The organism is Nocardioides sp. Soil805 (genome assembly GCF_001429625.1).
Taxonomy (GTDB): Bacteria; Actinomycetota; Actinomycetes; order Propionibacteriales; family Nocardioidaceae; genus Nocardioides.
On record NZ_LMSU01000005.1, the window covers coordinates 21603 to 45423 of the forward strand.

At 72.4% G+C, this 23821-nt stretch carries 23 protein-coding genes; 9 read left to right on the forward strand and 14 right to left on the reverse strand.

From position 1 onward, the window contains the following. Nucleotide 1: 1 nt before the first annotated feature. The 5 genes from ASG94_RS18790 to ASG94_RS18810 all read right to left on the reverse strand — a co-directional run bounded on the left by ASG94_RS18790 (nt 2) and on the right by ASG94_RS18810 (nt 7331). Entirely contained in the window at nt 2–2509 is a 2508-nt protein-coding gene (locus ASG94_RS18790; RefSeq protein ID WP_056928022.1) for a sensor histidine kinase, read from the reverse strand. A gap of 4 nt (nt 2510–2513) precedes the next feature. After that, complete coding sequence (gene kdpC, locus ASG94_RS18795) at nt 2514–3125, reverse strand: potassium-transporting ATPase subunit KdpC (RefSeq protein ID WP_056928023.1); 612 nt, start codon at nt 3123–3125, stop codon at nt 2514–2516. Between the two features lie 7 nt (nt 3126–3132). Further along, nucleotides 3133–5154, reverse strand: a complete 2022-nt coding sequence (gene kdpB / locus ASG94_RS18800; protein ID WP_442938534.1) for a potassium-transporting ATPase subunit KdpB — start codon at nt 5152–5154, stop codon at nt 3133–3135. Between the two features lie 2 nt (nt 5155–5156). Next, nucleotides 5157–6821, reverse strand: a complete 1665-nt coding sequence (gene kdpA / locus ASG94_RS18805) for a potassium-transporting ATPase subunit KdpA (RefSeq protein ID WP_056928025.1) — start codon at nt 6819–6821, stop codon at nt 5157–5159. A 186-nt stretch (nt 6822–7007) separates the two neighbouring features. After that, nucleotides 7008–7331, reverse strand: a complete 324-nt coding sequence (locus ASG94_RS18810; protein ID WP_056928026.1) for an antibiotic biosynthesis monooxygenase family protein — start codon at nt 7329–7331, stop codon at nt 7008–7010. Nucleotides 7332–7406: 75 nt separating this feature from the next. Here ASG94_RS18810 and ASG94_RS18815 point away from each other — a divergent pair, with 75 nt between their 5' ends. Genes ASG94_RS18815 through ASG94_RS18830 form a run of 4 tightly spaced genes read left to right on the forward strand, consistent with a single transcriptional unit; the run spans nt 7407 to nt 10606 of the window. After that, nucleotides 7407–8375 carry a metal ABC transporter substrate-binding protein gene (locus ASG94_RS18815; RefSeq protein WP_056928027.1) on the forward strand — a complete coding sequence of 323 codons (969 nt, stop codon included), beginning with the start codon at nt 7407–7409 and terminating at the stop codon, nt 8373–8375. Beyond that, a complete protein-coding gene (locus tag ASG94_RS18820) occupies nt 8369–9172 on the forward strand; it encodes a metal ABC transporter ATP-binding protein (RefSeq protein WP_056928028.1) in 804 nt (267 codons plus the stop codon). Before ASG94_RS18815 ends, ASG94_RS18820 begins: the two co-directional genes overlap by 7 nt. Further along, nucleotides 9169–10224 (forward strand): metal ABC transporter permease, encoded by a 1056-nt coding sequence (locus ASG94_RS18825; protein WP_056928029.1) that lies wholly within the window; start codon nt 9169–9171, stop codon nt 10222–10224. The genes ASG94_RS18820 and ASG94_RS18825 overlap by 4 nt, the downstream gene beginning before the upstream one ends. After that, a complete protein-coding gene (locus ASG94_RS18830) occupies nt 10211–10606 on the forward strand; it encodes a Fur family transcriptional regulator (protein WP_056928030.1) in 396 nt (131 codons plus the stop codon). Before ASG94_RS18825 ends, ASG94_RS18830 begins: the two co-directional genes overlap by 14 nt. Before the next feature lie 13 nt (nt 10607–10619). On the opposite strand, the gene ASG94_RS18835 is transcribed toward ASG94_RS18830, so the two are convergent. From ASG94_RS18835 to ASG94_RS18865, 7 genes are all read right to left on the reverse strand, one after another. Further along, nucleotides 10620–11564 (reverse strand): PAS domain-containing protein, encoded by a 945-nt coding sequence (locus tag ASG94_RS18835; protein WP_056928031.1) that lies wholly within the window; start codon nt 11562–11564, stop codon nt 10620–10622. A 188-nt stretch (nt 11565–11752) separates the two neighbouring features. Beyond that, nucleotides 11753–12532 (reverse strand): isoprenyl transferase, encoded by a 780-nt coding sequence (locus ASG94_RS18840; protein ID WP_056928032.1) that lies wholly within the window; start codon nt 12530–12532, stop codon nt 11753–11755. Nucleotides 12533–12560: 28 nt separating this feature from the next. Then, nucleotides 12561–13289: a DNA repair protein RecO gene (gene recO, locus ASG94_RS18845; protein WP_056928033.1), complete on the reverse strand. Its 729-nt coding sequence runs from the start codon at nt 13287–13289 to the stop codon at nt 12561–12563. A gap of 17 nt (nt 13290–13306) precedes the next feature. Then, complete coding sequence (locus tag ASG94_RS18850; protein ID WP_156411708.1) at nt 13307–14164, reverse strand: alpha/beta fold hydrolase; 858 nt, start codon at nt 14162–14164, stop codon at nt 13307–13309. 16 nt (nt 14165–14180) lie between these two features. Further along, on the reverse strand, nt 14181–15917 hold the full coding sequence (gene leuA / locus ASG94_RS18855) for a 2-isopropylmalate synthase (RefSeq protein ID WP_056928034.1): 1737 nt from the start codon (nt 15915–15917) through the stop codon (nt 14181–14183). A 217-nt stretch (nt 15918–16134) separates the two neighbouring features. After that, a complete protein-coding gene (locus ASG94_RS18860) occupies nt 16135–16893 on the reverse strand; it encodes a class I SAM-dependent methyltransferase (protein ID WP_056928035.1) in 759 nt (252 codons plus the stop codon). An 11-nt stretch (nt 16894–16904) separates the two neighbouring features. After that, a complete protein-coding gene (locus ASG94_RS18865) occupies nt 16905–17399 on the reverse strand; it encodes an SRPBCC domain-containing protein (RefSeq protein ID WP_056928036.1) in 495 nt (164 codons plus the stop codon). Nucleotides 17400–17442: 43 nt separating this feature from the next. Between ASG94_RS18865 and ASG94_RS18870 the strand changes: the two genes are divergently transcribed. The 5 genes from ASG94_RS18870 to ASG94_RS18895 all read left to right on the forward strand — a co-directional run bounded on the left by ASG94_RS18870 (nt 17443) and on the right by ASG94_RS18895 (nt 21979). Then, nucleotides 17443–17928 (forward strand): flavodoxin family protein, encoded by a 486-nt coding sequence (locus ASG94_RS18870; protein WP_056928037.1) that lies wholly within the window; start codon nt 17443–17445, stop codon nt 17926–17928. A gap of 14 nt (nt 17929–17942) precedes the next feature. Next, complete coding sequence (locus ASG94_RS18875; protein ID WP_156411709.1) at nt 17943–18800, forward strand: septum formation family protein; 858 nt, start codon at nt 17943–17945, stop codon at nt 18798–18800. Nucleotides 18801–18894: 94 nt separating this feature from the next. Then, nucleotides 18895–19419 (forward strand): NUDIX domain-containing protein, encoded by a 525-nt coding sequence (locus tag ASG94_RS18880; RefSeq protein ID WP_156411710.1) that lies wholly within the window; start codon nt 18895–18897, stop codon nt 19417–19419. Between the two features lie 1163 nt (nt 19420–20582). After that, nucleotides 20583–21356, forward strand: coding sequence for an HNH endonuclease signature motif containing protein (locus tag ASG94_RS22475; protein WP_235537339.1), 774 nt, complete (start codon nt 20583–20585; stop codon nt 21354–21356). Nucleotides 21357–21478: 122 nt separating this feature from the next. Next, nucleotides 21479–21979: a GNAT family N-acetyltransferase gene (locus ASG94_RS18895; protein WP_056928042.1), complete on the forward strand. Its 501-nt coding sequence runs from the start codon at nt 21479–21481 to the stop codon at nt 21977–21979. Nucleotides 21980–21998: 19 nt separating this feature from the next. Here ASG94_RS18895 and era read toward each other — a convergent pair whose 3' ends face one another. Both era and ASG94_RS18905 read right to left on the reverse strand, forming a co-directional pair. Beyond that, nucleotides 21999–22988 (reverse strand): GTPase Era, encoded by a 990-nt coding sequence (era, locus tag ASG94_RS18900; protein ID WP_082624364.1) that lies wholly within the window; start codon nt 22986–22988, stop codon nt 21999–22001. Further along, a complete protein-coding gene (locus ASG94_RS18905) occupies nt 22985–23761 on the reverse strand; it encodes a siderophore-interacting protein (protein WP_056928043.1) in 777 nt (258 codons plus the stop codon). The genes era and ASG94_RS18905 overlap by 4 nt, the downstream gene beginning before the upstream one ends. Nucleotides 23762–23821 lie beyond the last annotated feature (60 nt).

A 23821-nucleotide genomic window follows, 5' to 3' on the forward strand; every position in this document is an offset into this window, starting at 1 on the left:
GTCAGGATCCTGCCACTGCGAGGGGGACCGTGAGCACCATGGTGAGTCCGCCGCCGGGGGTGTCCTCGGCGACGAGGGTGGCGCCGACGGCGTCCGCCAGCCCCCGGGCCACGGCGAGGCCCAGCCCGAGTCCCCCGGGCGTGGCGTCGCCCAGTCTCTGGAAGGGCTCGAACATCCGCTCCCGGGCCGCCTCGCTGACCCCGGGGCCACGGTCGGCGACGCGGATCTCCATGTCCCGGGCACCGGCGTGGACGTCGACCCGGACCGCCGTGCCGGGCGCGTGCCGCACGGCGTTGGCCACGACGTTGGCGACCACCCGCTCGAGCAGCCCGGGGTCGGTCCGCACCAGCGGCTCCTCCTCGTCGAGATCCAGCACGACCGCCCCCGGCGGATGACCGGCGACCGCGAGCGGCAGCACCTCGTCGAGGCTGATGTCGCGCACCCGGGGCGTGAGCAGCCCCGACGAGAGCCGGGACAGGTCGAGGAGGTTGTCGATGAGGCGCTCGAGCTGGTCCGTCGAGCCGTCCAGGCTGGAGAGCAGCTCGGCGCGTTCGGCCTCCCCGAGCCGCCCGCCGCCCACGAGGCCGTCGACGGAGGCCCGGATGGTCGCCAGCGGCGTACGCAGGTCGTGGGAGACGGCACGCAACAGGGCCGTGCTCGTCGCCTCGGCATGCTCGAGCGCAGCGGCGCGGGCGTCGCGCTCACGCAGCCGGCGGTACTCCAGGACCAGCCCGGCCTGCACCGCGAAGCCGTCGAGCACCCGCATCTCCGAGGCGCGGAGCGATCGGCCGCGCAGCGCGAGCACTCGCCGGTCGTCCACGCGCACCTGCGCGTCGGCGGCCTCCGGGGTCTCGGGCGCCGCGGGTCCGTCGGCGGCCAGGAGCTCCCAGCCGTCGAGGTCGTCGTGCCGGGCCAGGAGCGAGACGGACTCCAGTCCGAACGTGGCGCGCAGCCGGGCGACCACGGCCTGCGCGGTGTCGTCCCCGGTCAGCACCGACTGGGACAGGCCCGACATCGTGGTCGCCTCGGCGCGCGCCCGGGCCGCGTCGGCGGCCACCCGCGACGCGCGGTCGACGACCGACGAGACGGCGGCCGCGATGACGACGAAGACCAGCAGGGCCACGAGGTTGCGCGGCTCGGACACGGTCCACTGCCCCACCGGCTCGGTGAAGAACCAGTTGAGGAGCAGGAAGCCGGCCAGTGCGGCCGCCAGGCCGGGCAGGAGGCCGCCGACCATGGCGACCAGCACGGTCACCGCGAGGTAGGACATCACCTCCAGCGGGAGGCTCTGCTCGGTGTGGGTGGCACTCAACAACAGGGTCACCAGCACCGGGAGCACCGTCGCCGCGACCCACCCCGCCGCCTGCCGGCTGCGGCTCAGCGGCGAGACCGAGCGCCGCATCCGGCGCGGCCCGCCCGCCTTGTCGTGGGTCACCAGGTGGACGTCGATGGGGCCCGACAGGCGGGCGATCTCGGTGGCCGTGGAGCCGACGAACAGCTGCCGCAGGCTGGTGTGGCTCGAGACGCCGACGACGACCATCGAGGCGTTGACGCCGCGGGCGAAGTCGATGACGGCCTCGGGCACGTCGTCCCCCACGACGGAGTGGAGGGAACCGCCGAGCTCCTCGACCAGCTCGCGTGAGGCGCGCAGGCTGGTGCCGTCGGGCCCGGAGAGTCCGTCGGAGCGCACCACGTGCACGGCGATCAGCTCGCTGCCCGCGGAGCGTGACGCGATCCGGGCCGCGCGGCGTACGACCGTCTCTCCCTCGGCTCCGCCGGTGATCGCCACCACCACCCGCTCGCGCGCCGGCCACGGGGTGTCGATGCGGTGCTCGCGGCGGTAGTCGTCCAGCGCGTCGTCGACCTTGTCGGCCAACCACAGCAGGGCGAGCTCGCGCAGCGCGGTGAGGTTGCCGACCCGGAAGTACGACGTCAGCGAGGCGTCGATCGCCTCGGCACGGTAGACGTTGCCGTGCGCGAGCCGGCGTCGCAGGGCCTCGGGGCTCATGTCGACGAGCTGGACCTGGTCGGCCGCCCGCACCACCGCGTCCGGCACGGTCTCGCGCTGCCGGACGCCGGTGATCCGCTCGACCTCGTCGTTGAGGGACGCCAGGTGCTGGATGTTGACGGTGGTGATGACGTCGATCCCGGCCCTGCGGATGTCCTCCACGTCCTGCCAGCGCTTGGCGTGCCTGCTGCCGGGGACGTTGGTGTGGGCCAGCTCGTCGACCAGCACCACTGCGGGGTGCCGGGCGATCACCGCCTCGGCGTCCATCTCCGTCAGCGTGCTGCCGCGGTAGGTGACCGTCCTGCGGGGCACCACCTCGAGCCCGGCGAGCTTGGCCGCGGTCTGCGGCCGGTCGTGGGTCTCGACGAGGCCGACCACGACGTCCGTGCCACGCCCGAGGCGACGGTGCGCCTCGTCGAGCATCGCGAACGTCTTGCCGACGCCGGGCGCCGCGCCGAGGTAGACGATGAGCTTGCCCCGCCGCGGCCCCCGCTCGTCCATGGGCTCAGTCTCGCAGGCCGGCGAGCGCGATGTTGAGGGCGAGCACGTCGACCCGGGGCTCGCCGAGGAAGCCGAGCGTGCGGTCGTCGGTGTGGGCCTCGACGAGGTCCCTGACCTCCTCCTCCGCGAGTCCGTTCGCCCGTGCCACGCGGGGCACCTGGAGCATCGCGTAGGCGGGCGAGACGTGCGGGTCGAGACCCGAGGCGGACGCGGTCAGCGCGTCGGCAGGGACCTGCGCCGGCGCCACACCCTCCTCCTCGGCGACCGCGGCGCGCCGCTCCTCGATGGTCGCCACCAGGTCGGGGCTCTCGGGACCGAGGTTGGAGCCGCCCGTGGCCAGCGGGTCCCACCCGTCACCCGCCGCGGACGGCCGCGGGTGGAACCACTCGGGCCCGTCGGAGCCCTGGCCGATGAGGGCGGAGCCGACCGCGTCGTCGTACGACGTCGTGCGCTCGCCGTCGGCGGTGACCAGCGAGCCGGACGCCCGCCAGTCGAAGGCCGCCTGCGCCACGCCGGTGACCACGAGGGGGTAGGCGAGGCCCAACAGGAGGGTGAGGACCACGAGGGTGCGCAGGCCGGCCACCGCGTGCCGGCCGAGGGTGAACAGGGATTCCATGACTGCCTCAGATTCCGGGGAGGAGGGAGATGACGAGGTCCAGGAGCTTGATGCCGAGGAACGGCGCGACCAGGCCGCCGACTCCGTAGACGAGGATGTTGTGGCGCAGCAGCACCTCGGCGGCGGCCGGTCGGTACGCCACGCCGCGCAAGGCCAGCGGGATGAGGGCCACGATGACGAGGGCGTTGAAGACGACCGCCGACAGGATCGCCGACTCGGGGCTGGACAGGCCCATCAGGTTGAGCGTGTCCAGCTGCGGGAAGGCGACGACGAACATCGCGGGCAGGATCGCGAAGTACTTGGCGATGTCGTTGGCGACGGAGAAGGTCGTCAGGGCGCCGCGGGTGATCAGCAGCTGCTTGCCGATCTCCACGACGTCGATGAGCTTGGTGGGGTCGGAGTCGAGGTCCACCATGTTGCCGGCCTCCTTGGCCGCCGACGTGCCGGTGTTCATCGCCACCCCGACGTCGGCCTGGGCCAGGGCGGGAGCGTCGTTGGTGCCGTCGCCGCACATGGCGACCAGCCGACCGCCCTCCTGCTCCTTGCGGATGAGCGCCATCTTGTCCTCCGGTGTGGCCTCGGCGAGGTAGTCGTCGACCCCGGCCTCCTCGGCGATGGCCCGGGCGGTCAGGGCGTTGTCGCCGGTGATCATCACGGTCCGGATCCCCATGGCACGCATCTCGTCGAAACGCTCGCGGATGCCCTCCTTGACCACGTCCTTGAGGTGGACGACGCCGAGGACCCTGGCCGGTCGGTCGGCGACCTGCTCGGCCACGACGAGCGGGGTTCCCCCCGAGGAGCTGATCCCGGCGACGATCTCGTCGAGCTCGTCGAGCATCCGACCGCCGGTGTTGTCCACCCAGGCGGCGACGGCGCTGCCCGCGCCCTTGCGGATGCGGTGTCCCGGGAGGTCGATGCCGCTCATCCGGGTCATGGCGGTGAAGTCCACCAGCTCGGCCCCGGCGCGCACGGTCGTGTCCTGCGCCAGCCCCCGGGTGTGGACCAGGTCGACGATGCTGCGTCCCTCGGGGGTCTCGTCGGCGAGCGAGGAGAGCTGCGCCGCCCGCGCGAGGGCGTCGAGCGTCACGCCGTCGACCGGGAACAGCTCCGCGGCCTGCCGGTTGCCGTAGGTGATCGTGCCGGTCTTGTCGAGGAGCAGCACGTCGACGTCACCCGCCGCCTCGACGGCGCGGCCGGACATGGCCAGCACGTTGCGGCGTACCAGCCGGTCCATGCCTGCGATGCCGATGGCGCTCAGGAGGGCGCCGATGGTGGTCGGGATGAGGCACACCAGCAGCGCCACCAGCACGAGCACGGACGGCTCGATCCCCGAGTAGTCCATGAAGGGCCACAGGGTCGCGACGACGAGCACGAACACTGCCGTCAGCGTGACCAGCAGGATGTTGAGCGCGACCTCGTTGGGGGTCTTCTGCCGCTCCGAGCCTTCCACCAGCGCGATCATCCGGTCCACGAACGACTGGCCCGGGTCGGAGGTGATCCTCACGACGATGCGGTCGGAGAGCACGACGGTGCCACCGGTGACTGCGCACCGGTCGCCGCCGGACTCGCGGATCACCGGGGCGGACTCGCCGGTCACCGCGGACTCGTCGACGGTGGCCACGCCCTCGATGACGTCGCCGTCACCGGGGATGCGCTCCCCCGCCTCCACCACGACGACGTCTCCGGCGCGCAGGCTGCCGCTGGGCACCTCCTCGACGGGCAGCGTCGCCAGCGCCACCGGTCGCGCGGCCCGCTCAGCGCTGGCGGTGATGCGTCGGGCGGTCGTGGTCTGCTGGAGCTGGCGCAGGCTGGCTGCCTGGGCCTTGCCGCGCCCCTCGGCGACGGCCTCGGCCAGGGTGCCGAACAGCACGGTCAACCACAGCCACCCGGTGATGGACACGGCGAACAGGGACGGGTCGAGCACGGTGGCGACCGTGGTGACGGCGGCCCCGACCTCCACGACGAGGAGCACCGGGTTGTCGAGCAGCTGGCGGGGGCTCATCTTGATGAGCGCCAGACGGAACGGGATGGTCACTGGAGTGCCTCGGCGATCGGGGCGAGCGCGAGGACGGGGACGAACGTGAGTCCGACCACGACCAGGGCCACGCCGGTGAGAAGGACGACGAAGAGGGGCTTGTGGGTGGGCAGGGTGCCGGCACCCGACGGGACGCGCTGCTGGGTCGCGAACCGGCCGGCCAGGGCCAGCACGAACACGATGGGCAGGAAGCGCCCGGCGAGCATGCACAGGCCGAGCAGGGTGTTGTAGAACGGCGTGCCCGTCATCAGGCCGGCGAAGGCCGAGCCGTTGTTGTTGCCGGCGGACGCGACGGCGTACAGCACCTCGGACAGGCCGTGCGGGCCGCTCTCCTGCTGGCCGGCCAGACCGGCGTCGAGGCTGATGGCCAGCGCCGCACCGACGAGCACCACGGCAGGGGTGGCGAGCACGTAGAGCGCGACGAGCGTCATCTCCCGCTGGCCGATCTTCTTGCCCAGCCACTCGGGGGTGCGCCCGACCATGAGGCCGGACAGGAACACGGTCACGGCGGCGAGCATGAGCATCCCGTAGAGCCCTGAGCCGACGCCGCCGGGCGCGATCTCCCCCAGCAGCATGTTGAAGAGCGTCACCAGCCCGCCCGGCGCCGTGAGCGAGTCGTGCATGGCGTTCACCGCACCCGTCGACGTGCCCGTGGTGGCGGCTGCGAAGAGCGCGGACCCGGCCTCGCCGAAGCGGACCTCCTTGCCCTCCATCGCCGCGCCGGCGGCCCCGGGCGCAGAGCCGGGAGCGGCCATCTCGGCCCACGTGAGGAGACCGATCGAGGCGACGAGCAGGATCGACATCACCGCGAGCACGGCACGGCCCTGACGGCGGTCGCCGACGATGCGACCGAAGGCCAGCGCCATCGCGAGTGGGACGAGCAGGATCAGGTAGATCTCGAACAGGTTGCTCAGCGCGTTCGGGTTCTCGAAGGGGTGTGCGGAGTTGGCGTTGTAGAAGCCGCCGCCGTTGGTGCCGAGCTCCTTGATGACCTCCTGGCTGGCGACCGGACCACCGGTCAGGGACTGGCTGCCGTCGGCCAGGGTGCCGACGAGGTGGGGTGCGTCGAAGTTCTGGACCACGCCCAGCGCCACCAGGACGACCGCACCGACCACGCTGATGGGCAGCAGCACCCGGACCACGCCGCGGACGAGGTCGACCCAGAAGTTGCCGACCCGGCCCTCGGCGCTCGTGCGCGCGAGGCCGCGGGCGAGGGCGACGGCGACGGCCATGCCGACCGCTGCGGAGACGAAGTTCTGCACCGTCAACCCGCTCATCTGCATGAGGTGGCCGAGCGCCGCCTCGCCGGAGTACCACTGCCAGTTGGTGTTGGTCACGAAGGAGACCGCGGTGTTGAACGCGCCGTCGGCCGGCAGCGCGGACATGCCCAGCGACAGCGGGAGGTGCTGCTGGAGCCGGCCGAACGCGTACAGGGCCAGGACGCCCACCAGCGAGAAGCCGAGGACCGAGGTCAGGTAAGTGCGCCAGTGCTGGTCGGCGCCGGGGTCGACCCCGGCCAGCCGGTAGACGAGGCGCTCACCGGCGAGGTGCCGGGGGCTGGAGTAGACGTGGGCCAGGTAGCGGGCCAGCGGGGGGACGGTGAGGGCGAGCAGGAGGCCGAGGGCGGCCACCTGGAGGAGCGCGGGGAGGGTGGAGCTCACCGGTCGAGCCTCCTCGCGAGGAGGGCGAGGCCGACGAAGAACGCGACCACGAGCAGGGTGAGGAGAACATCGGGCATGTCCCATTCCTACGACCGGCGGACCCGATCACCTGCCGGTCTTGATGCTTCCCTGATGCCTCCAGCGCTCGCGTTGACGCAGCCCTGACGGCTGCCGGACGGGGCGGCGTCAGGCGCGCGGGATGTCGACGTTGAGGTCCGCGCCGGGCTCGACGACCTCGTAGGCGCTCGGCTCGTCGACGGCGTGCACCATCAGCGGCTGGATGTGCATCTTGCCCTCGTACGACGACAGGGCGCGGCGGTAGGAGCCGACGTTCTCCCAGCGGCTCGACAGCACCCACAGGTCGGGGTCGTCGAGGTTGCGGCCGATCTCGCCGCCGAGGTAGCCGGGGCGGGCGGCGAAGATCCCCTGCGCCTGCTCGAGGCCCGCCAGCAGGGCCGTGACCGCGGCGGGGTCGGGCGAGGGGGCGCGGAGGCGGGTGACGACGAGCACCCGCAGATCATAGGGAGTCGCGGCGTCGAGCCGGACGAGTTGACAACCATTCTCATCTTGCTGAGAATCGTTCTCATGTTGTCGCTCGCCCGCCGCTCCCGTGCCCTGCCGCTCGTCGCCGCCGGCGCTCTCCTCCTCGCCGGGTGCGGCAGCTCCGGCGGCTCCGGCGACGGTGGCTCCGACCGCCAGGCCGTGGCCGCCTTCTTCCCCCTCGCGTGGGTCACCGAGCAGGTGGCGGGCGACGACTGGGAGGTCACCAACCTCACGCAGCCCGGCGGCGAGCCCCACGACCTCGAGATGGGGATCGCGCAGACCGTCGACCTCGAGGAGGGCGCCGTGGTGGTCTTCGAGCGTGGCTTCCAGCCCGCCGTCGACGACGCGGTCGACACCGTCTCCGAGGGGGTGGTCGTCGACGCCGCCGAGGCCGTGGCGCTGCGCTCGCTCGACGAGCAGCACGCCTCCCACGAGGAAGGCTCCGAGGAGCACGCCGAGGAGGAGCACAGCGCGGACGACGGCCACGACCACGGTGACACCGACCCGCACTTCTGGCAGGACCCGCTGCTCATGGCCGACCTCGCCGACGCGGTCGCCGACGGGCTGGCGGAGGCCGACCCGGACGGCGCGGCGTCGTACCGCAGCAACGCCGCCGACCTGCGCACCGAGCTCGAGGCGCTGGACGCCGAGCTCACGGCCGGCCTCGCGGACTGCGAGCGCGACACCGTGGTGGTCAGCCACGAGGCGTTCGGCTACCTGGAGCGCTACGGACTCCACTTCGAGGCCATCGCCGGGCTCACCCCCGACGCCGAGCCCACGCCGGCCGTGCTGGCCGAGCTCGAGCAGCTGATCGCCGACGAGGGGGTCACCACCGTCTTCTCCGAGCGGCTGGCCTCCCCCGCGATGGCCGAGGCGCTCGCCTCGGACACGGGCGTGGAGACCGCCGTGCTCGACCCCCTCGAGGGACCGGGCGAGGGTGACGACGCGGGCGACTACGTTGCTCTCATGCAGCAGAACCTCGCCGCGCTCCAGCGAGCCAACGGATGCTGAACACCGCCGGCGCCCCCGTCGTCGAGGCACGGGACGTCACGGTCGCCATCGGCGGCCGGCCGGTGCTGCGCGGCAACGACCTCGTCGTGCGGGAGGGCGAGTTCGTGGCCCTGATGGGGGCCAACGGCTCCGGCAAGAGCACCCTCGTGCGAGCGCTGACCGGGCTGCGCCCGTTGACCCAGGGCTCCGTGCTGCTCTTCGGCACCCCGCTGCACGACTTCCGGGCCCGGCACCGCATCGGCTACGTCCCGCAACGCGGGACCGCGACCGGCGGCGTGCCGGCGAGCGTGCGCGAGGTCGTCGCCTCCGGGCGGCTGACCCGACGCGGGCTGCTCCGCCCCACGAGCCGCGCCGACCGGGCGGCCATCGCGGATGCCCTCGAGGTCGTCGGCCTCGGCGACAAGGCCGGGGACGGGATCTCCACCCTGTCCGGTGGCCAGCAGCAGCGGGTCCTCATCGCCCGGGCACTGGCCGGTGAGCCCGACCTGTTCTTCCTCGACGAGCCGACCGCGGGCGTGGACCTGCCCAACCAGCAGGCGCTCGCCGACGCGCTGCGCACCCTCTCGGGCCGTGGTGCGACCGTCGTCCTCGTCGCCCACGAGCTCGGCCCGCTCGAGCCGCTCGTGGACCGGGCCGTCGTCATGCGCGACGGCCGGATCGCGTACGACGGCACCCCGCTGTCGCACGAGGACGTGCACGGCCACCACCACCCGGTCGACGCCCGGCACGACCACGTGCCCCACGTCGGCTCACCGTTCGACACGCTCGCCCACGACCACCGGGAGGGGGACCGATGAGCCTCACGGAGCTGCTCGACCTCCTCGGCCACGACTTCATGCAGCGGGCCCTGCTCGCCGCGCTGCTGACCGGGCTCGCCGCACCCGCCATCGGCACCTTCCTCGTCCAGCGGCGCCTGGCCCTGCTGGGCGACGGCATCGGCCACGTCGCCGTGACCGGGGTCGCCCTGGGCCTGCTCACCGGGACGTCGCCGACCTGGACGGCCGTGGTCGTCGCGATCCTCGGGGCCGTGCTCATCGAGGTGATCCGCGAGCAGGGGCACACCAACGGCGACGTCGCGCTGGCCCTGCTCTTCTACGGCGGTCTCGCGGGCGGCGTGCTCATCACCGGCCTCGCCGGCGAGGGCGCCGCCAGCCTGCAGGTCTACCTCTTCGGCTCGGTGACGAGCATCAGCGCCACCGAGGTCTGGTACACCGCGGGCCTGGCCGTCGTGGTCCTCACGCTCACCCTCGGGCTCCTCCCCCAGCTGTTCGCCGTCGCGTCCGACCCCGAGTTCGCCCGGGTCGCCGGGCTGCGCGTGCGCTTCTACAACCTGCTCGTCGCGGTCCTGGCCGCCGTCAGCGTGACGGTCGCCATGCGCACCGTCGGGCTGCTGCTCGTCTCGGCGCTCATGGTCGTGCCCGTCGCCACCTCGCAGCAGCTCGCCCGGTCCTTCCGCGCGACCCTGCTGGCCGCGATGGTGCTCGGCGGCCTCGCGGCGGTCGGTGGCCTGGTCGTGAGCGCTTGGCTGTCCGCCCGGGCGACCGTCGCCCCCGGCCCCTCGATCGTGCTGCTCGCGCTGGCGATGTTCGCCGCGACGTGGCCCGTGGGTGTCTGGTTGCGCCGGCGCCGCCGCCTCGCGGAGCCCTTCCCGATCGTCGCCGTCGACGCGCCCGACTCCCCCGACGCGCACGGGGTTGCGGGCCACGACGAACGGGCGCACGACCACCGGCACGACCACGAGCACGGCGACGACTGCGGCCATCCCGCGGTGCGCCACGGCGACCACGTCGACTACGTCCACGACGGGCACCGGCACGCGCCCCACGGAGAGCACTATGACGAGCACTGACCCGCAGCCCCTGCGACCCACCCGCCAGCGGATCGCGGTAACCGAGGCCCTGGCGTCGTTCGACGACTTCCGCAGCGCCCAGGAGATCCACGAGCTCCTCGACCGGCGAGGTGCCAAGGTCGGCCTGGCCACCGTCTACCGCACCCTCCAGCGGCTCAGCGAGTCCCACGAGGTCGACATGCTGCGCACCGAGGACGGCGAGGCGGTCTACCGCCGCTGCTCGGGCACCCACCACCACCACCTGGTGTGCCGCGAGTGCGGAGCCACCGTCGAGGTCGAGGGGCCGGCCGTGGAGCGCTGGACCAACGCGATGGCCGCCGAGCACGGCTTCGCCGACGTCTCGCACACGCTGGAGATCTTCGGCACCTGCCCCAGACACTGACCGGCACGGAACGTCAGGGGCGCACGTGCGGCCGCGGCGCTGCGACACGCACCACCCGGGAGGTCCGGTCCGCCCCACCTTCCCTCTCACCCGGTGCTTCGTGGGTCACCTCCACCACGATCTCGTCCTCCTCGACGCTCACCCGCACGGTGACCGCGGTGGCGGCGCCCTGCAACGCGCGGGTGACGCCGTCGAGGACCACGGAGACGACGTCGACGACGTGCCGGTCGGACAGTCGGCGGCTCGTGCCGCGAACTTGCAGCGTGGTCTCCAGGCCCGAGTCGGCCGCGGCCTGGTCGAGCGCCTGCGACAGGCGGTTGCGCACCGTCAGGTCGGGCACGGGGGCCTGGGTGAGGTCGAACACCGTCCTGCGGAGCGCGACGATGACGTCGTCGACCCCCTCGACCACCGACATCAGGCGCCACCTGGTCCGCTCGTCGCCGACCTGCGCGGCGAGCGCGTGGACGTCCATGGCGAGCCCGAACAACCGACCCACGATCCTCGCGTGCAGCTCGGCCGAGATGCGCAGGTGCTCCCGCACCAGGATGTCGTCGCCGGTCACGGGAGCCGTGACGTCGTGCGGGACGTCGACCGGCGCACTGCGGTGCGTCAGCTCCAGCGTGGCACCGACCGGCCGACGCTCCTCGTCGAGCCTCGGTGCGACCAGCATGTCGAACCACCGCTGGTCGTCGGGAGTGTGGCACGGGATGACCATGGAGAGCGACGCAGGCAGCTTGCCGGCCAGCGCGGCCCGCACCGCGGACGCCGCCAGCACGGCGACCGGATCGTCGCCGGCGGCGTCGCACACGGCGAGGAAGGACGTCCCGACGCCGGTCAGGGACGGGTCCCCGCCGTTCTCGCGAGCGAAGCGCTCCCACGCGTCGTTCACGGAGACGACCGTGCCGGACGCGTCGAGCACGGCCACCTCGGTGTCCGGCGGGGTGCCGGGCGCCGACATCGCAGCACGAGGGGTCGCTGGATTCGTGTCCATGGGGCCTCGGAACTTCCCAGGTGCGACACACGCCCGTCCGGTCCCCGCGACCGGGCGGCACGTGCGTCCTCTCGAGGGTAGCCCCTGCGCCGGTTCTCCACACCGCCGTACGACCCGGTCCAGTCGTGGGCGGGACTCGTGGCCCGGTCTGGTGGTCAGGTCTCGTTGGGCAGGGCCCCGCCGTACCTCCGGTCGCGGCGTGCGTACTGCTCGACGGCCTGCCACAGGTGGCGACGGTCGACGTCGGGCCACAGCACGTCGGTGAAGACCAGCTCGCTGTACGCCGCCTGCCACAGCATGAAGTTGGACAGCCGCTGCTCCCCCGAGGTCCGCCAGACCAGGTCGGCGTCGGACAATTCGGGGACGTAGAGGTGCTTGGCGAAGGTGCGGGCGTCGATCTTGTCCGGGTCGAGCCGACCCGCGGCCACCGCGCGACCCATCGAGCGGGCGGCGTCGACGAGCTCGGAGCGGCCGCCGTAGTTGACGCACATGGTCAGCGTCAGGACGTCGTTGTCGCGCGTCATCTCCTCGGCGACCCTCAGCTCCTTGACCACCGACCTCCACAACCGGGGCGCCCGTCCGGCCCACCGGACCCGCACCCCCAGCTCGTGCATCTCGTCGCGGCGGCGGCGGATGACGTCACGGTTGAAGCCCATCAGGAAGCGCACCTCGTCGGGCGAGCGCGACCAGTTCTCGGTGGAGAAGGCGTAGGCGGAGATCGCCTTCACACCGACCTCGATGGCCCCCTCGACGACGTCGAACAACGAGTGCTCGCCCTGCTCGTGGCCCTTGGTGCGCGGCAGGCCGCGGTCCTTGGCCCAGCGGCCGTTGCCGTCCATCACGATGGCGACGTGGCGGGGCACGAGGTCGGCGGGCACGGCGGGGGGCCGGGCGCCACTGGGGTGCGGGGTGGGCGGTCGGACGCTTCGCTTCACGGGACGAACCCTAGTCAGGGCGGCGCGCTCAACGCTCGACGTACGCCATCGACCGCAGACCACGCTCGACGTGCCAGGCGAGGTAGGCGGCGACCAGGGAGCTGGCCTCCTTGAGGTGGCGCGGCTGCGCGGCGTGCACGAGCGGCCAGTCTCCGGTGAGGAGCGCCGCGCCGAGGAGCAGCGTCTCCTCGGCCGGCGTGGCCGAGCCGGGCAGCTTGCAGAGCCGGCACAGGACACCACCGGCGGACGGGTTGAAGAAGCGGTGCGGCCCCTCGACGCCGCAGGAGACGCAGTGGTCGAAGGACGGCGCCCAGCCGGCCACCGACAGCGAGCGCAGCAGGTAGGAGTCGCGCACCTGGCCGGCTCCGTGCTCGCCGGCGGCCATCGCGCGCAGCCCGCCGACGAGCAGCAGGAACTGCTGGACCGCCGGCTCCTTCTCCTCGGTGACCAGCCGTTCGGCGGTCTCGAGCATCACGGTGCCGGAGGTGTAGCGGTCGTAGTCCAGGCCCAGCCGGGCGTGGAAGGGATCGATCGTCTCGGCCTGCGTGATCGTGTCGAGGTTGCGGCCCTCCGCGAGCTGGAGGTCCACGTGGGTGAAGGGCTCCAGCCGCGAGCCCCACCGCGACGTCGTACGCCGCACCCCGCGCGCCACCGCACGGACCCGGCCGTGGTGGCGGGTCAGCAGGGTGATGATGCGGTCGGCCTCACCCAGCTTGTGGGTGCGCAGCACGACCGCCTCGTCGCGGTAGAGAGGCACCCGTCCATTCTGCCCCGTCAGCGGGTACGGCGGCGCGCGCCTCGCGGCGAGTCCCAGCAGGACCGGGCGAAGCCGGCCGCCAGGTTGTTGAGCCGCTCGGGCGCGGCCCGCCACTCCAGGATGCTGCGGGCCCGCACGAAGGTCGCGTTCGGCATCTCGTCGGCGAGCATCGCCGCGTCCGCTGCGGGGTGGATCGGGTCGGCGGGGTGGCCGACGACCAGCGCGGGCGCCTCGATGGCCCGCCGTTGCGCCGCCGACGGCGCGACGCGGCCGAAGAAGATCCCGTGCACCGTCGCGGCCATCGGCCCCGCCTGCTGGTTGCAGGTGTCGAGCCCGATCCCCACCCAGAACGGCACCAGCCCCCGCGGGACCGGCTTGGTCACCCAGCGCAGCGCGGAGACGGTCACCGGCAGGAAGCGGGCGGCGAAGAGCAGCGGCGCGAACGCCATGATCCCCGCCTCGAGGGCGTTGTCGAGCACCGGCATCTCGAGCAGCAGTCCGCGGACCCGCTCGGGGGCCAGGACCGCCACCTCGAGCGAGGCGTTGGCCCCCAGCGAGGTCCCTCCGACGACGGCCTGCTCGGCCCCGAGGTGGTCGAGCAGGGCGATGACCTGCTCTCCGAAGGCCGTGATCGAGTAGGACAGCGGGTCGGCCGGGCGGTCGGAGCGGCCGTGCCCGAGCAGGTCGAGGGTCACCACGTGCAGCCCCTCGGAGGCCAGCGCCCGGGCGAGCGGCTGGTGCATCCGGCGCGGCATCAGCTGGCCGTGCAGGAGCACCACCCAGGCGTCCCCGGAGCCGTACTCGGTGTACTCCAGGCGGTCCCTCCCGGCGTCGTGCTCCAGGAAGAACTGGCCGATCCGCTCGCTGACCAACATGGCGCGAACCTACCGCTCAGGCGCGGTTGACCGCGCTGATGACCGCCTTGAGGGACGCGGTGACGATGTTGGCGTCCAGCCCGACGCCCCACAGCACCTTCTCGCCGACCGCGCACTCGACGTACGCCGCCGCGATGGCGTCGCCGCCGGAGGACAGGGCGTGCTCGTGGTAGTCGAGCACCCGCACGTCCCAACCCCGCTCGTCGGCCTGCGGCAGGCCGTTGATCGCGTCCACGAAGGCCGCGATCGGGCCGTTGCCCTCGCCGGACAGGCTGGTGAGCTCGCCGTCGACGAACACGTTGACACTGAGCTGGTCCTTCTCGCCGGCCGCGCTGCTGGTGTGGACCGAGTCGAGCAGGAGCGGGCGCTCGCGGTCGAGGTACTCGGCGCGGAAGGCGTCCCAGATCGCCGCGGGCGACACCTCGCCGCCCTCGGCGTCGGTGTGCTGCTGGATGACCCGGCTGAACTCGATCTGGGCCCGGCGCGGCAGGTCGAGCTTGTGCTCGTGCTTGAGGATGTAGGCCACGCCGCCCTTGCCGGACTGGCTGTTGACCCTGATCACGGCCTCGTAGCTGCGCCCGACGTCCTTGGGGTCGATCGGCAGGTAGGGCACCGCCCACTCGTGGTCCTCGACCGGTACGCCGGCACGCTCGGCGTCGCGCTCGAGGGCCTCGAAGCCCTTCTTGATGGCGTCCTGGTGGGAGCCGGAGAAGGCCGTGTAGACCAGGTCCCCGCCGTACGGGTGCCGCTCGTGGACCGGCAGCTGGTTGCAGTACTCGACCGTGCGGCGGACGTCGTCGATGTCGGAGAAGTCGATCTGCGGGTCGATGCCCTGGGTGAGCAGGTTGAGGCCGAGGGTCACCAGGCACACGTTGCCGGTGCGCTCGCCGTTGCCGAACAGGCAGCCCTCGATCCGGTCGGCCCCCGCCAGGTAGCCGAGCTCGGCGGCGGCGACCGCCGTACCCCGGTCGTTGTGCGGGTGCAGGGACAACACGACGTGCTCGCGGTGGTGCAGGTGGCGACCCATCCACTCGATGGAGTCGGCGTACACGTTGGGCGTGGCCATCTCGACCGTGGCGGGCAGGTTGATGATGACCGGACGCTCGGCGGTGGGCTCGAAGACGTCGAGGACCGCGTTGCAGATGCGTACCGCGAACTCGAGCTCGGTGCCGGTGTAGGACTCGGGCGAGTACTCGTAGAAGACGTCGGTCCCGGGGACCAGCTCCTCGTACTTCTTGCAGATCTCCGCGCCCCGCACCGCGATGTCGAGGATGCCGTCCTCGTCGAGGCCGAAGACCACCCGCCGCTGCAGGGTCGAGGTGGAGTTGTAGAGGTGCACGATCGCCTGCTTGGCACCACGCAGGGACTCGTAGGTGCGCTCGATGAGCTCCTCGCGGGCCTGGGTCAGCACCTGGATGACGACGTCATCGGGGATCAGGTCCTCCTCGATGAGCATCCGCACGAAGTCGAAGTCGGTCTGGGACGCGGCCGGGAAGCCGACCTCGATCTCCTTGTAGCCCATCTTCACCAGGAGCTGGAACATCTCCTTCTTGCGGGCCGGGCTCATCGGGTCGATGAGCGCCTGGTTGCCGTCGCGCAGGTCGACCGCGCACCAGCGCGGGGCCTGCGTCATCCGCTTCGTCGGCCAGGTGCGGTCGGTGAGGTCGACCGGGAGGAAGGGCACGTAGCGCCCGGGCTTCATGCCGCTGGGCTGTTGGGGGTTGCGCTCGTGGGGCGGGGTGTTGCTGATCATGAGGTCCTCGATGTCGCTGGTGACGGGCGCCGGTGCACAGCACGCTCTCCGCAGCGAGGGGCCGACCGTGTCTAGGCCTCGCTGCGGCAGCGAAGAAGCCCTTCGACGGGGCTCAGGAGAACGAGGCTGCGCGTCATGATGGGTCCAGAGTAGCCCGGTCCCGCGACTCCGGCGCCCCGGGCATCACGTGGTGAGACGGTCCCGACGGGTACGACGCTCAGGCGCGACCGCGGGCGGCGAACGCCACGGCCGTGACGTCGAAGGGGCCGGCGCCGAGCTGCTCGCGGCAGGTGGCGCGCAACTGCTCGCGCCGGGCCGGACCGAGGCCCGCGATGACCTCCCCCACTGGCCCGACACCGCGCAGGTACGGCTCCCACCACTCCTCGAACGTCGGGTGCGTGACGCTCACGGCCAGCTCGGTGCCCTCCACCTCGCGCACACCCGCGCCCTCGAAGATCCGCACGAGCTCGCCGCTCGCGCCAGCGGGGAAACGCCCCTCGCCCGGGTGGTCGGGGTCCACCTCCGCCAGCGCGGCCCAGATCGGGGCCATCGGCTCGCGCCGGCCCGCCAGGTCCCACACCGTCGCCCCGACCCAGCCACCGGCGCGCGTCACGCGCACCATCTCGGCGAGGCCGGCGACCGGGTCCTGCATGAAGTGCACGACGAGGCAGGAGCCGGCGACGTCGAAGGAGTCGTCGTCGTACGGCAGGGCCTCGGCGGTGCCCTGCCGGACGTCCACACCGGGCAACCGCTGCCGGCAGGCCTCGACGAAGGGCAGCGACGGGTCCACCGCCGCGACGTGGTCCGCGCCGAGGCGCTCGGCGAGGGGCTGGGTCAGGGCTCCCGGCCCGCAGCCGACGTCGACGGCCCGTTGACCGGCGGTCACCTCGAGCCAGTCGGCCAGGCGTACGGCGAGGGGGCGCGAGTAACGGCCCATGAACCGGTCGTACGCCTCGCCCGCCACCTCGAACGTCATGCCCGACGACGCTACTCCTCGCCGGCGACCGCGTCGCCCCTCGAACCCGGCGGCCCGACGTGCTCCGCCAGGTGGTCCAGCGACGACGCGAACGCCGTCAGGTGCTCGCGCCGGTCGATCCCGGGCGGCACGTCGCGTGCCTCGATCGCCACCAGCGAGCCGTCGGGGTGGGGCTCGACGGTCCAGGTCATCGTCATGGTGCCCGCCAGGTCCGGGTCGTCGGAGACGAACCCGGCCGCCTCGACGACGCGTCGCGGAGCGAGGAGCTCGACGAACCGGACCTCGACCACGTCGCGGTTGTCGCCCGACTTGCCCCGCTGTGCCACGTCGTCGTACGCGAGGACCATGCGGTACCCGCCGCCGGGGCGGGCGTCGAACCACTCGACCGTGGCCGTCATGCCGGTCGGCGGCAGCCAGGAGGCCCGCGCCCGCGCATCAGTCAGGGCGGCGTAGACGGCCTCGGGCGAGGCCGGGACGACCCGGTGTGCCTCGTCGATGCGCTCCACGGCCCCGATCGTAGGCGGCGCCACCGCCCGTTAGCCTCGGCGCGTGCCTCGCCTGCTCGTGGTCCACCACTCCCCCACGCCGTTGGTGCGGTCGTTGGCCGAGGCGGTGCTGGCCGGCGCCCGGGACGACGAGATCACCGGCGTCGAGGTGGTCGAGAGGGAGGCCCTGGCCGCCACCGCCGACGACGTCCTGTCGGCCGACGGCTACCTGCTCGGCACGACCGCCAACTTCGGCTACATGTCGGGGGCGCTCAAGCACTTCTTCGACACGATCTTCCTCGAGGCCGGAGGAGCCCTCACCGACGACGGGTCGGCGTCCGGCGGCTCGGGCGGGCGACGCCCGTTCGGGCTGTGGGTGCACGGCCGCTACGACACGGCCGGGGCGGTGCGCTCGGTGCAGTCCATCGTGGGGGCGCTGCCCTGGCAGCAGTCCGCGCCCGTGCTCGAGGTCCTCGGTGACGTGGGCGCTCCCGAGCGGGCCGCGGCATACGAGCTCGGGGGTACGATCGCTGCGCTGCTGAGCGAGTGAACGGACACGACACCATGGCGCACCGCGGACCCGGAGTGGCCGCCCTCGTCGCCGCCCTGCTCCTCGCCGGCGCGGCGCTCGCGGGGTGCACCGACGACGCCGGCAGCCCGGAGCCCGCGTCGCCCTCGACCTCTGCGTCGCCGTCGGAGTCGGCACCCACCTCGCCCTCGCCGTCCGCGGTGGTGTCGCCCGAGCGGCCGGACAAGGACGGCTGCCACCTCCTGACGTACGACGAGGCGATCGCGCCCGTCGTCGCCGGCACGGAGGTGCCGTGCAGGCAGCGCCACACCGCCCAGACCTTCAGGATCGGGCGCCTCGACCTGGTGGCCGACGGCCACCTGCGAGCGGTCGACTCCCCCGACGTACAGGCCGACGTCGCGCGCACCTGCACCTCCTCGCTCGGCGACCACGTCGGGGGGACGCTCGAGGACCGGCGCCTGAGCATGGTGCAGGCCGTGTGGTTCACCCCGTCGGTGGAGGACGCGGCCGCGGGGGCCGACTGGTTCCGCTGCGACGTCGTGGCGCTCGCCTCGGCGGGTCAGCTGTTGCCGCTCCCCCGGTCCACGCGCGGTCTGGTGGGCTCCTCGGACCGCCTCGCGATGTGCAGCACCGCGGAGCCCGGCACCGGCGCCTTCGAGCGGGTCCCGTGCGGGGTGGGCGACCACGCGTGGCGGGCGATCTCGACCGTCGACCTGCCGGGATCGGCGTACCCCTCGGCGGGGGAGGCGGGATCGCGGATGGAGTCGGCCTGCCGCTCCGCCGCGCGGGCTCAGGCGGACGACCCGCTCGACTTCACCTGGTCGGAGGAGCGGCCCACGCAGGTGCAGTGGGACGCGGGCCAGCACTACGGGATCTGCTGGGTGCCGGACTGATGGTCCCCCCACTCCATGCGGAGCTCCGGCCGGCGCTGGAACCGGCGGTGCAGACGCCCGCTGACCTGCGAGGGCGACGTGGAATCCTGACGCGGTGAGCGAATCCGGTCTGCCCATGCGCACCTCCTGTCGTGGTCTCGTGTTCGACGACGACCGGCGGGTCCTGCTGGCCCACCACCGCATCAACGAGGGGACGACCGTGTGGATCGGACCCGGTGGTGGCGTCGAGGTCGGGGAGGCACTCGTGGATGCCCTCGCTCGTGAGCTGTTCGAGGAGACCGGCCTCGTGCTCAGGGACAGGACCGCACCGGCGCTCGTGTGGACGCAGGAGAACACCTTCCCCGAGATGGAACCGCACGGCTTCGCCGGTACCAGCCACTTCTACGTCGTGCCGCTGAGCGCCTTCACGAGGGAGGGAGGCTCACCCGTCGACGCGGCCGACCATCCGTACGAGGACGGCGTGCTCGACATGCGCTGGTGGTCGCCCGACGACGTCGAGGCGGCCCATCGACAGTCCATCCTCTTCGCGCCCCGCGCGTTCCCTCACCTCATGCGGGACCTCCTCGACCGAGACCGGTTCGAGGCAATGACGCGCACACCCCTGACGCTGGGCCTGTGAGTCCGGCGCGGCGATCCCTTCCGCACAGTCGTGTCCACAAGCCGGTCGGAACCCTCGTTCTCGGGGTCTGATTGTCGGTGGTCCCTGCTTGGCTTGAGCCATGACATCGACCGCCGCACCCGTGCTGCCGAAGACTCCGGCCGCGCTGCTGCGCGCGATCCGGGCCTCGCGCGAGCGGGCCGCGGCGGAGGAGGTCGAGATGATGCGTCTCGGTGTCCACTGGGCCGACCTGCACCTGGCGGATCCGGAGTTCGCGGAGGCGTGCTTCACCTCGCCGAAGACGTTCGCGGGTGAGGGGTCGCCGGCGATCGACGAGTTCTGCGTGCCGGAGTTCGCGACNGGATCCGGAGTTCGCGGAGGCGTGCTTCACCTCSCCGAAGACSTTCGCGGGTGAGGGGTCGCCGGCGATCGACGAGTTCTGCGTGCCGGAGTTCGCGACCATGCTGGGTCGCACCAACGACAGTGCCGGGCACTTCCTGTCGCAGTGCGTCGAGCTGGCCTACCGCCTCCCCCAGCTGTGGGGTGCGGTCCGGGCGGGCCTTGTCGCGGGGTGGCGGGCACGGCTGGTCGCCGACACCACGATCGACCTGTCGTTGGAAGCCGCGACCCATGTCGATGGGCAGGTGTTCTGGTGCGCCTCCCGGCTGACGCCCGCTCAGCTGGGGCGGGTGGTGGACGAGGCGAAGGTGCGGTTCATGCCCGATCAGGTGGCTGATGCCCTGGAGAAGAGTGCGGACAAGCGGCACGTCACCTTCGACACNTTCGCGGGTGAGGGGTCGCCGGCGATCGACGAGTTCTGCGTGCCGGAGTTCGCGACCATGCTGGGTCGCACCAACGACAGTGCCGGGCACTTCCTGTCGCAGTGCGTCGAGCTGGCCTACCGCCTCCCGAAGCTCTGGGGTGCGGTCCAGGCAGGACTCGTCGCGGGGTGGCGGGCCCGGATGGTCGCCGACACGACCATCGACCTTTCCCTGGAAGCGGCGACCCATGTCGATGGGCAGGTGTTCTGGTGCGCGTCCCGGCTCACGCCCGCGCAGCTGGGGCGGGTGGTGGACGAGGCGAAGGTGCGGTTCATGCCCGACGCCGTCCAGGAGTCGCTGGAGAAGTCTGCGGACAAGCGGCACGTCACCTTCGACACCCAGCAGGCGTCCTACGACGGGACCATGGGACTGGAGGCGAGCCTGGAGATACCCGACGCCCTCGCCCTCGCTGCCGCGGTGGAGTCCGGTGCCGAACACCTGGCCAAGCTGGGCTCGACCGACACGGTCGACGGACGCCGCGCCACCGCGCTGGGTGACCTGGCGCGACACCAGCTCACCATCGGGTTCGACGACAACGACGAGGCTCGGCGTATCGCGACTGGCTCCTCCGCGCCGGTGACCCAGGTGGTGCTCCACGCCCATCTGTCCGCCGACGCCATCACCGATCACCACCAGACGAACGCCCAGGAGCTGGCCGGTCGGGTCGAGCAGGGCGGCCAGCGAGTCCTGTCCGTGGAGCAGATCCGCGCGTGGTGCGGACGCCCCGACGTCACCGTCGTGGTCAAGCCCGTCATCGATCTCCGCGAGCGACTCGAGTGTCGGGGCTACGAGCCCACCGACAAGATCCGCGAGCACGTCATCGCCCGCGACGGGACCTGTGTGTTCCCGTGGTGCGGCCGCAACGCGAGGTATTGCGACCTCGACCACATCGTGGCGTACAACCACGACCACCCCGAGCTCGGCGGTCGGACCAGCACCGACAATCTCGCCGCCCTGTGCCGACGGCACCACCGCCTGAAGACCCACGGCCGGTGGCGCTACGAGATGACCGACCCGGGCGTGTTCGTGTGGACCAGTCCGTTGGGCCACACGTACCTCCGCGACCACACCGGCAGCAGACCCCCCGGCCGCGCCTGGCCGGAGCCCGGCACCACCGCGCACCCGCCCGACCTCTGACCACCACGCCCCGCACCCCGCCCGAGCAGCACTCGGCGGGGTCACAGGCACGTCCCCGACCCTCGGCACCAGAGCACCACAATCGGGTGGTCCTCGACCCGCTTGTTTGCGAGGGTCCTCCCATGGCGACCATCGAGCAGCTCGGGCCCGACGACTGGCAGGAGTTCCGGGAGATCCGTATGCGTGCACTCGCGGACGCACCCACCGCGTTCAGCATGACGCTCGCAGACGCGGAGGAGCAGCCCGAGGAGGTCTGGCGGGGGCGACTCGACCAGGGCGACCCGATCCTGGCGGTGCGTGACGGCGACCGACTCGTGGCGATGGGTGGCGGCTGGCGACCACCCGAGGACCCCGACCGGGTGATGGTGTGGGGCATGTGGACCGCGCCCGAGGCGCGGGGCCGGGGCTACGCCCGTGCCCTGCTCGATCACCTCGTCGACGACGCCCGCTCGTACGGCGCCAGCACCGTGGAGCTGCACGTCACCGAGGGCAACGACAACGCCCGCCGGCTCTACGAGGACTGCGACTTCATCGCCACCGGCGAGTGGACGCCGCTGCGTGAGGGCTCGCGGCTGCGCATCGAGCTCCTGCGCCTCACATTCCGGCCGAGGCCCCGGCACTGACCGACTGGGGCCTGGAGGCTCAGAAGCCGAGCTTGCGCAGCTGGCGCGGGTCGCGCTGCCAGTCCTTGGCGATCTTGACGTGCAGGTCGAGGTACACCGGGGTGCCGAGCAGCTTCACGATCTGCTCGCGGGCCGCGGTGCCGACCTCGCGCAGGCGAGCCCCCTTGTGGCCGATCATGATCCCCTTCTGGGACTCGCGCTCGACGTACAGGTTGGCGTAGATGTCCAGCAGCGGCTTGTCGGCGTCGCGGCCCTCACGGAGGTTCATCTCCTCGACCACGACCGCGATGGAGTGCGGCAGCTCGTCGCGGACGCCCTCGAGCGCGGCCTCACGGATCAGCTCCGCGACCAGGATCTCCTCGGGTGCGTCGGTGAGGTCGCCGTCCGGGTAGAGCGGAGGTCCCTCCGGCAGCATCCCGAGCAGCAGGTCGGCCAGCAGGCCGACCTGGGAGCCGGACACCGCCGACACCGGGACGATCTCGGCCCACTCGGTGTCGGTCTCGGTGCCCAGCGCCGCGATGTCGAGCAGGTGCTGCCCGAGCTGCTCGGGCGTGACGAGGTCGGTCTTGGTGGCCACCGCGACCTTGACCGTGCGGCGTACCTTGCCGAGCTCCTTGACGATGAACCGGTCGCCGGGGCCGATCTTCTCGTTGGCCGGGAAGCAGACCGCGACCACGTCGACCTCGGCCCAGGTGGTCTTGACGAGGTCGTTGAGCCGCTCCCCCAGCAGGGTCCGCGGGCGGTGCAGGCCCGGGGTGTCGACCAGGATGAGCTGCCCGTCGGCGCGGTGGACGATGCCGCGTACGACGGTGCGGGTGGTCTGCGGCTTCGAGGACGTGATGACGACCTTGGTGCCCACCAGTGCGTTGGTCAGGGTCGACTTGCCGGCATTGGGCCGCCCCACGAAGCTGGCGAACCCGCTGCGGAACCCCTCCGGACGGGTGCCGTAGACCGGTCCCGCCGGCTCGATCCCGCGGACGTCGAAGTCCTTGTCGTGCTCGTTGCTCATGCGGTGCTCTCTCGCGCTGCGTCGTAGTCGGCCCAGATCTGGTCGTCACTCTTCCCTGCCGCCTTGCCGGCGCGCCAGATGGGTCCGGGATCGACCGCACGCGGCTGACGCTTCTGGCCGCCGCCGCGCCAGTAACCCATCACGTCGTACGCCGCCGACGGCAGCGCGCGGTCGCGCATCAGGTGCTTGCGGATCGCCCGCATCTGGGCGGACTCCCCCGCCATCCAGAAGTAGCCGTCGCCCGCCGGCCAGTCGATCGCGGTCACGACGTCGGCGGTCGCGGTCTCCACCCCGTCGGGAGGCGTCGTCCAGGTGACGTCGCCGGCGACGTAGTCGCGGATCGGCTCGTCGGGCGTCTCGACCCAGGCGGTCACGGGGACCGAGACGGTCTCCATGATCCGCGCGATGGCCGGCAGCGCGGTGAGGTCACCGACCAGGAGCAGCCAGGTGGCGCCGGCCGGCATGTCGAAGGAGCCCCGGGGGGCGCTGACGCTCACGGTGTCGCCGACGCAGTCGGTGGAGGCCCACTCGGTGACCAGCCCCGTCTCGTGGACGACGACGTCGAGGACCAGCTCGCCGTCGGCCCACGACCGCACGGTGTAGTAGCGGGTCTGGAACTGTCCCGGCACGGTGAGCGCGACCCACTCGTCGGGGACGCCGGTCGACTCGAAGCCTGCGAGGCCGGGACCGCCGAGCACCAGTCGCACGAAGTGCGAGGACAGCTGTTCCCGTCGCAGGACGTCCGCGGCGTACACAGCTGGTCGGGTGCTCATCCCGACAGGCTATCGGCGACGCGCGATGGGTCAGGAATCGCCCGGTCGACCCGATCCTGC

What these genes read in the sequence shown, in the direction of transcription:
- leuA (WP_056928034.1), bottom strand. Translation starts at nt 15,917, where the DNA reads ATGATCAGCAACACCCCGCCCCACGAGCGCAACCCCCAACAGCCCAGC.
- ASG94_RS18875 (WP_156411709.1), top strand. Translation starts at nt 17,943, where the DNA reads ATGGCGCACCGCGGACCCGGAGTGGCCGCCCTCGTCGCCGCCCTGCTC.
- ASG94_RS18830 (WP_056928030.1), top strand. Translation starts at nt 10,211, where the DNA reads ATGACGAGCACTGACCCGCAGCCCCTGCGACCCACCCGCCAGCGGATC.
- ASG94_RS18820 (WP_056928028.1), top strand. Translation starts at nt 8,369, where the DNA reads ATGCTGAACACCGCCGGCGCCCCCGTCGTCGAGGCACGGGACGTCACG.
- ASG94_RS18790 (WP_056928022.1), bottom strand. Translation starts at nt 2,509, where the DNA reads ATGGACGAGCGGGGGCCGCGGCGGGGCAAGCTCATCGTCTACCTCGGC.
- ASG94_RS18825 (WP_056928029.1), top strand. Translation starts at nt 9,169, where the DNA reads ATGAGCCTCACGGAGCTGCTCGACCTCCTCGGCCACGACTTCATGCAG.
- kdpC (WP_056928023.1), bottom strand. Translation starts at nt 3,125, where the DNA reads ATGGAATCCCTGTTCACCCTCGGCCGGCACGCGGTGGCCGGCCTGCGC.
- ASG94_RS18895 (WP_056928042.1), top strand. Translation starts at nt 21,479, where the DNA reads ATGGCGACCATCGAGCAGCTCGGGCCCGACGACTGGCAGGAGTTCCGG.
- ASG94_RS18815 (WP_056928027.1), top strand. Translation starts at nt 7,407, where the DNA reads ATGTTGTCGCTCGCCCGCCGCTCCCGTGCCCTGCCGCTCGTCGCCGCC.
- ASG94_RS18835 (WP_056928031.1), bottom strand. Translation starts at nt 11,564, where the DNA reads ATGTCGGCGCCCGGCACCCCGCCGGACACCGAGGTGGCCGTGCTCGAC.
- ASG94_RS18905 (WP_056928043.1), bottom strand. Translation starts at nt 23,761, where the DNA reads ATGAGCACCCGACCAGCTGTGTACGCCGCGGACGTCCTGCGACGGGAA.
- era (WP_082624364.1), bottom strand. Translation starts at nt 22,988, where the DNA reads ATGAGCAACGAGCACGACAAGGACTTCGACGTCCGCGGGATCGAGCCG.
- ASG94_RS18860 (WP_056928035.1), bottom strand. Translation starts at nt 16,893, where the DNA reads ATGACGTTCGAGGTGGCGGGCGAGGCGTACGACCGGTTCATGGGCCGT.
- ASG94_RS22475 (WP_235537339.1), top strand. Translation starts at nt 20,583, where the DNA reads ATGGGACTGGAGGCGAGCCTGGAGATACCCGACGCCCTCGCCCTCGCT.
- ASG94_RS18850 (WP_156411708.1), bottom strand. Translation starts at nt 14,164, where the DNA reads ATGTTGGTCAGCGAGCGGATCGGCCAGTTCTTCCTGGAGCACGACGCC.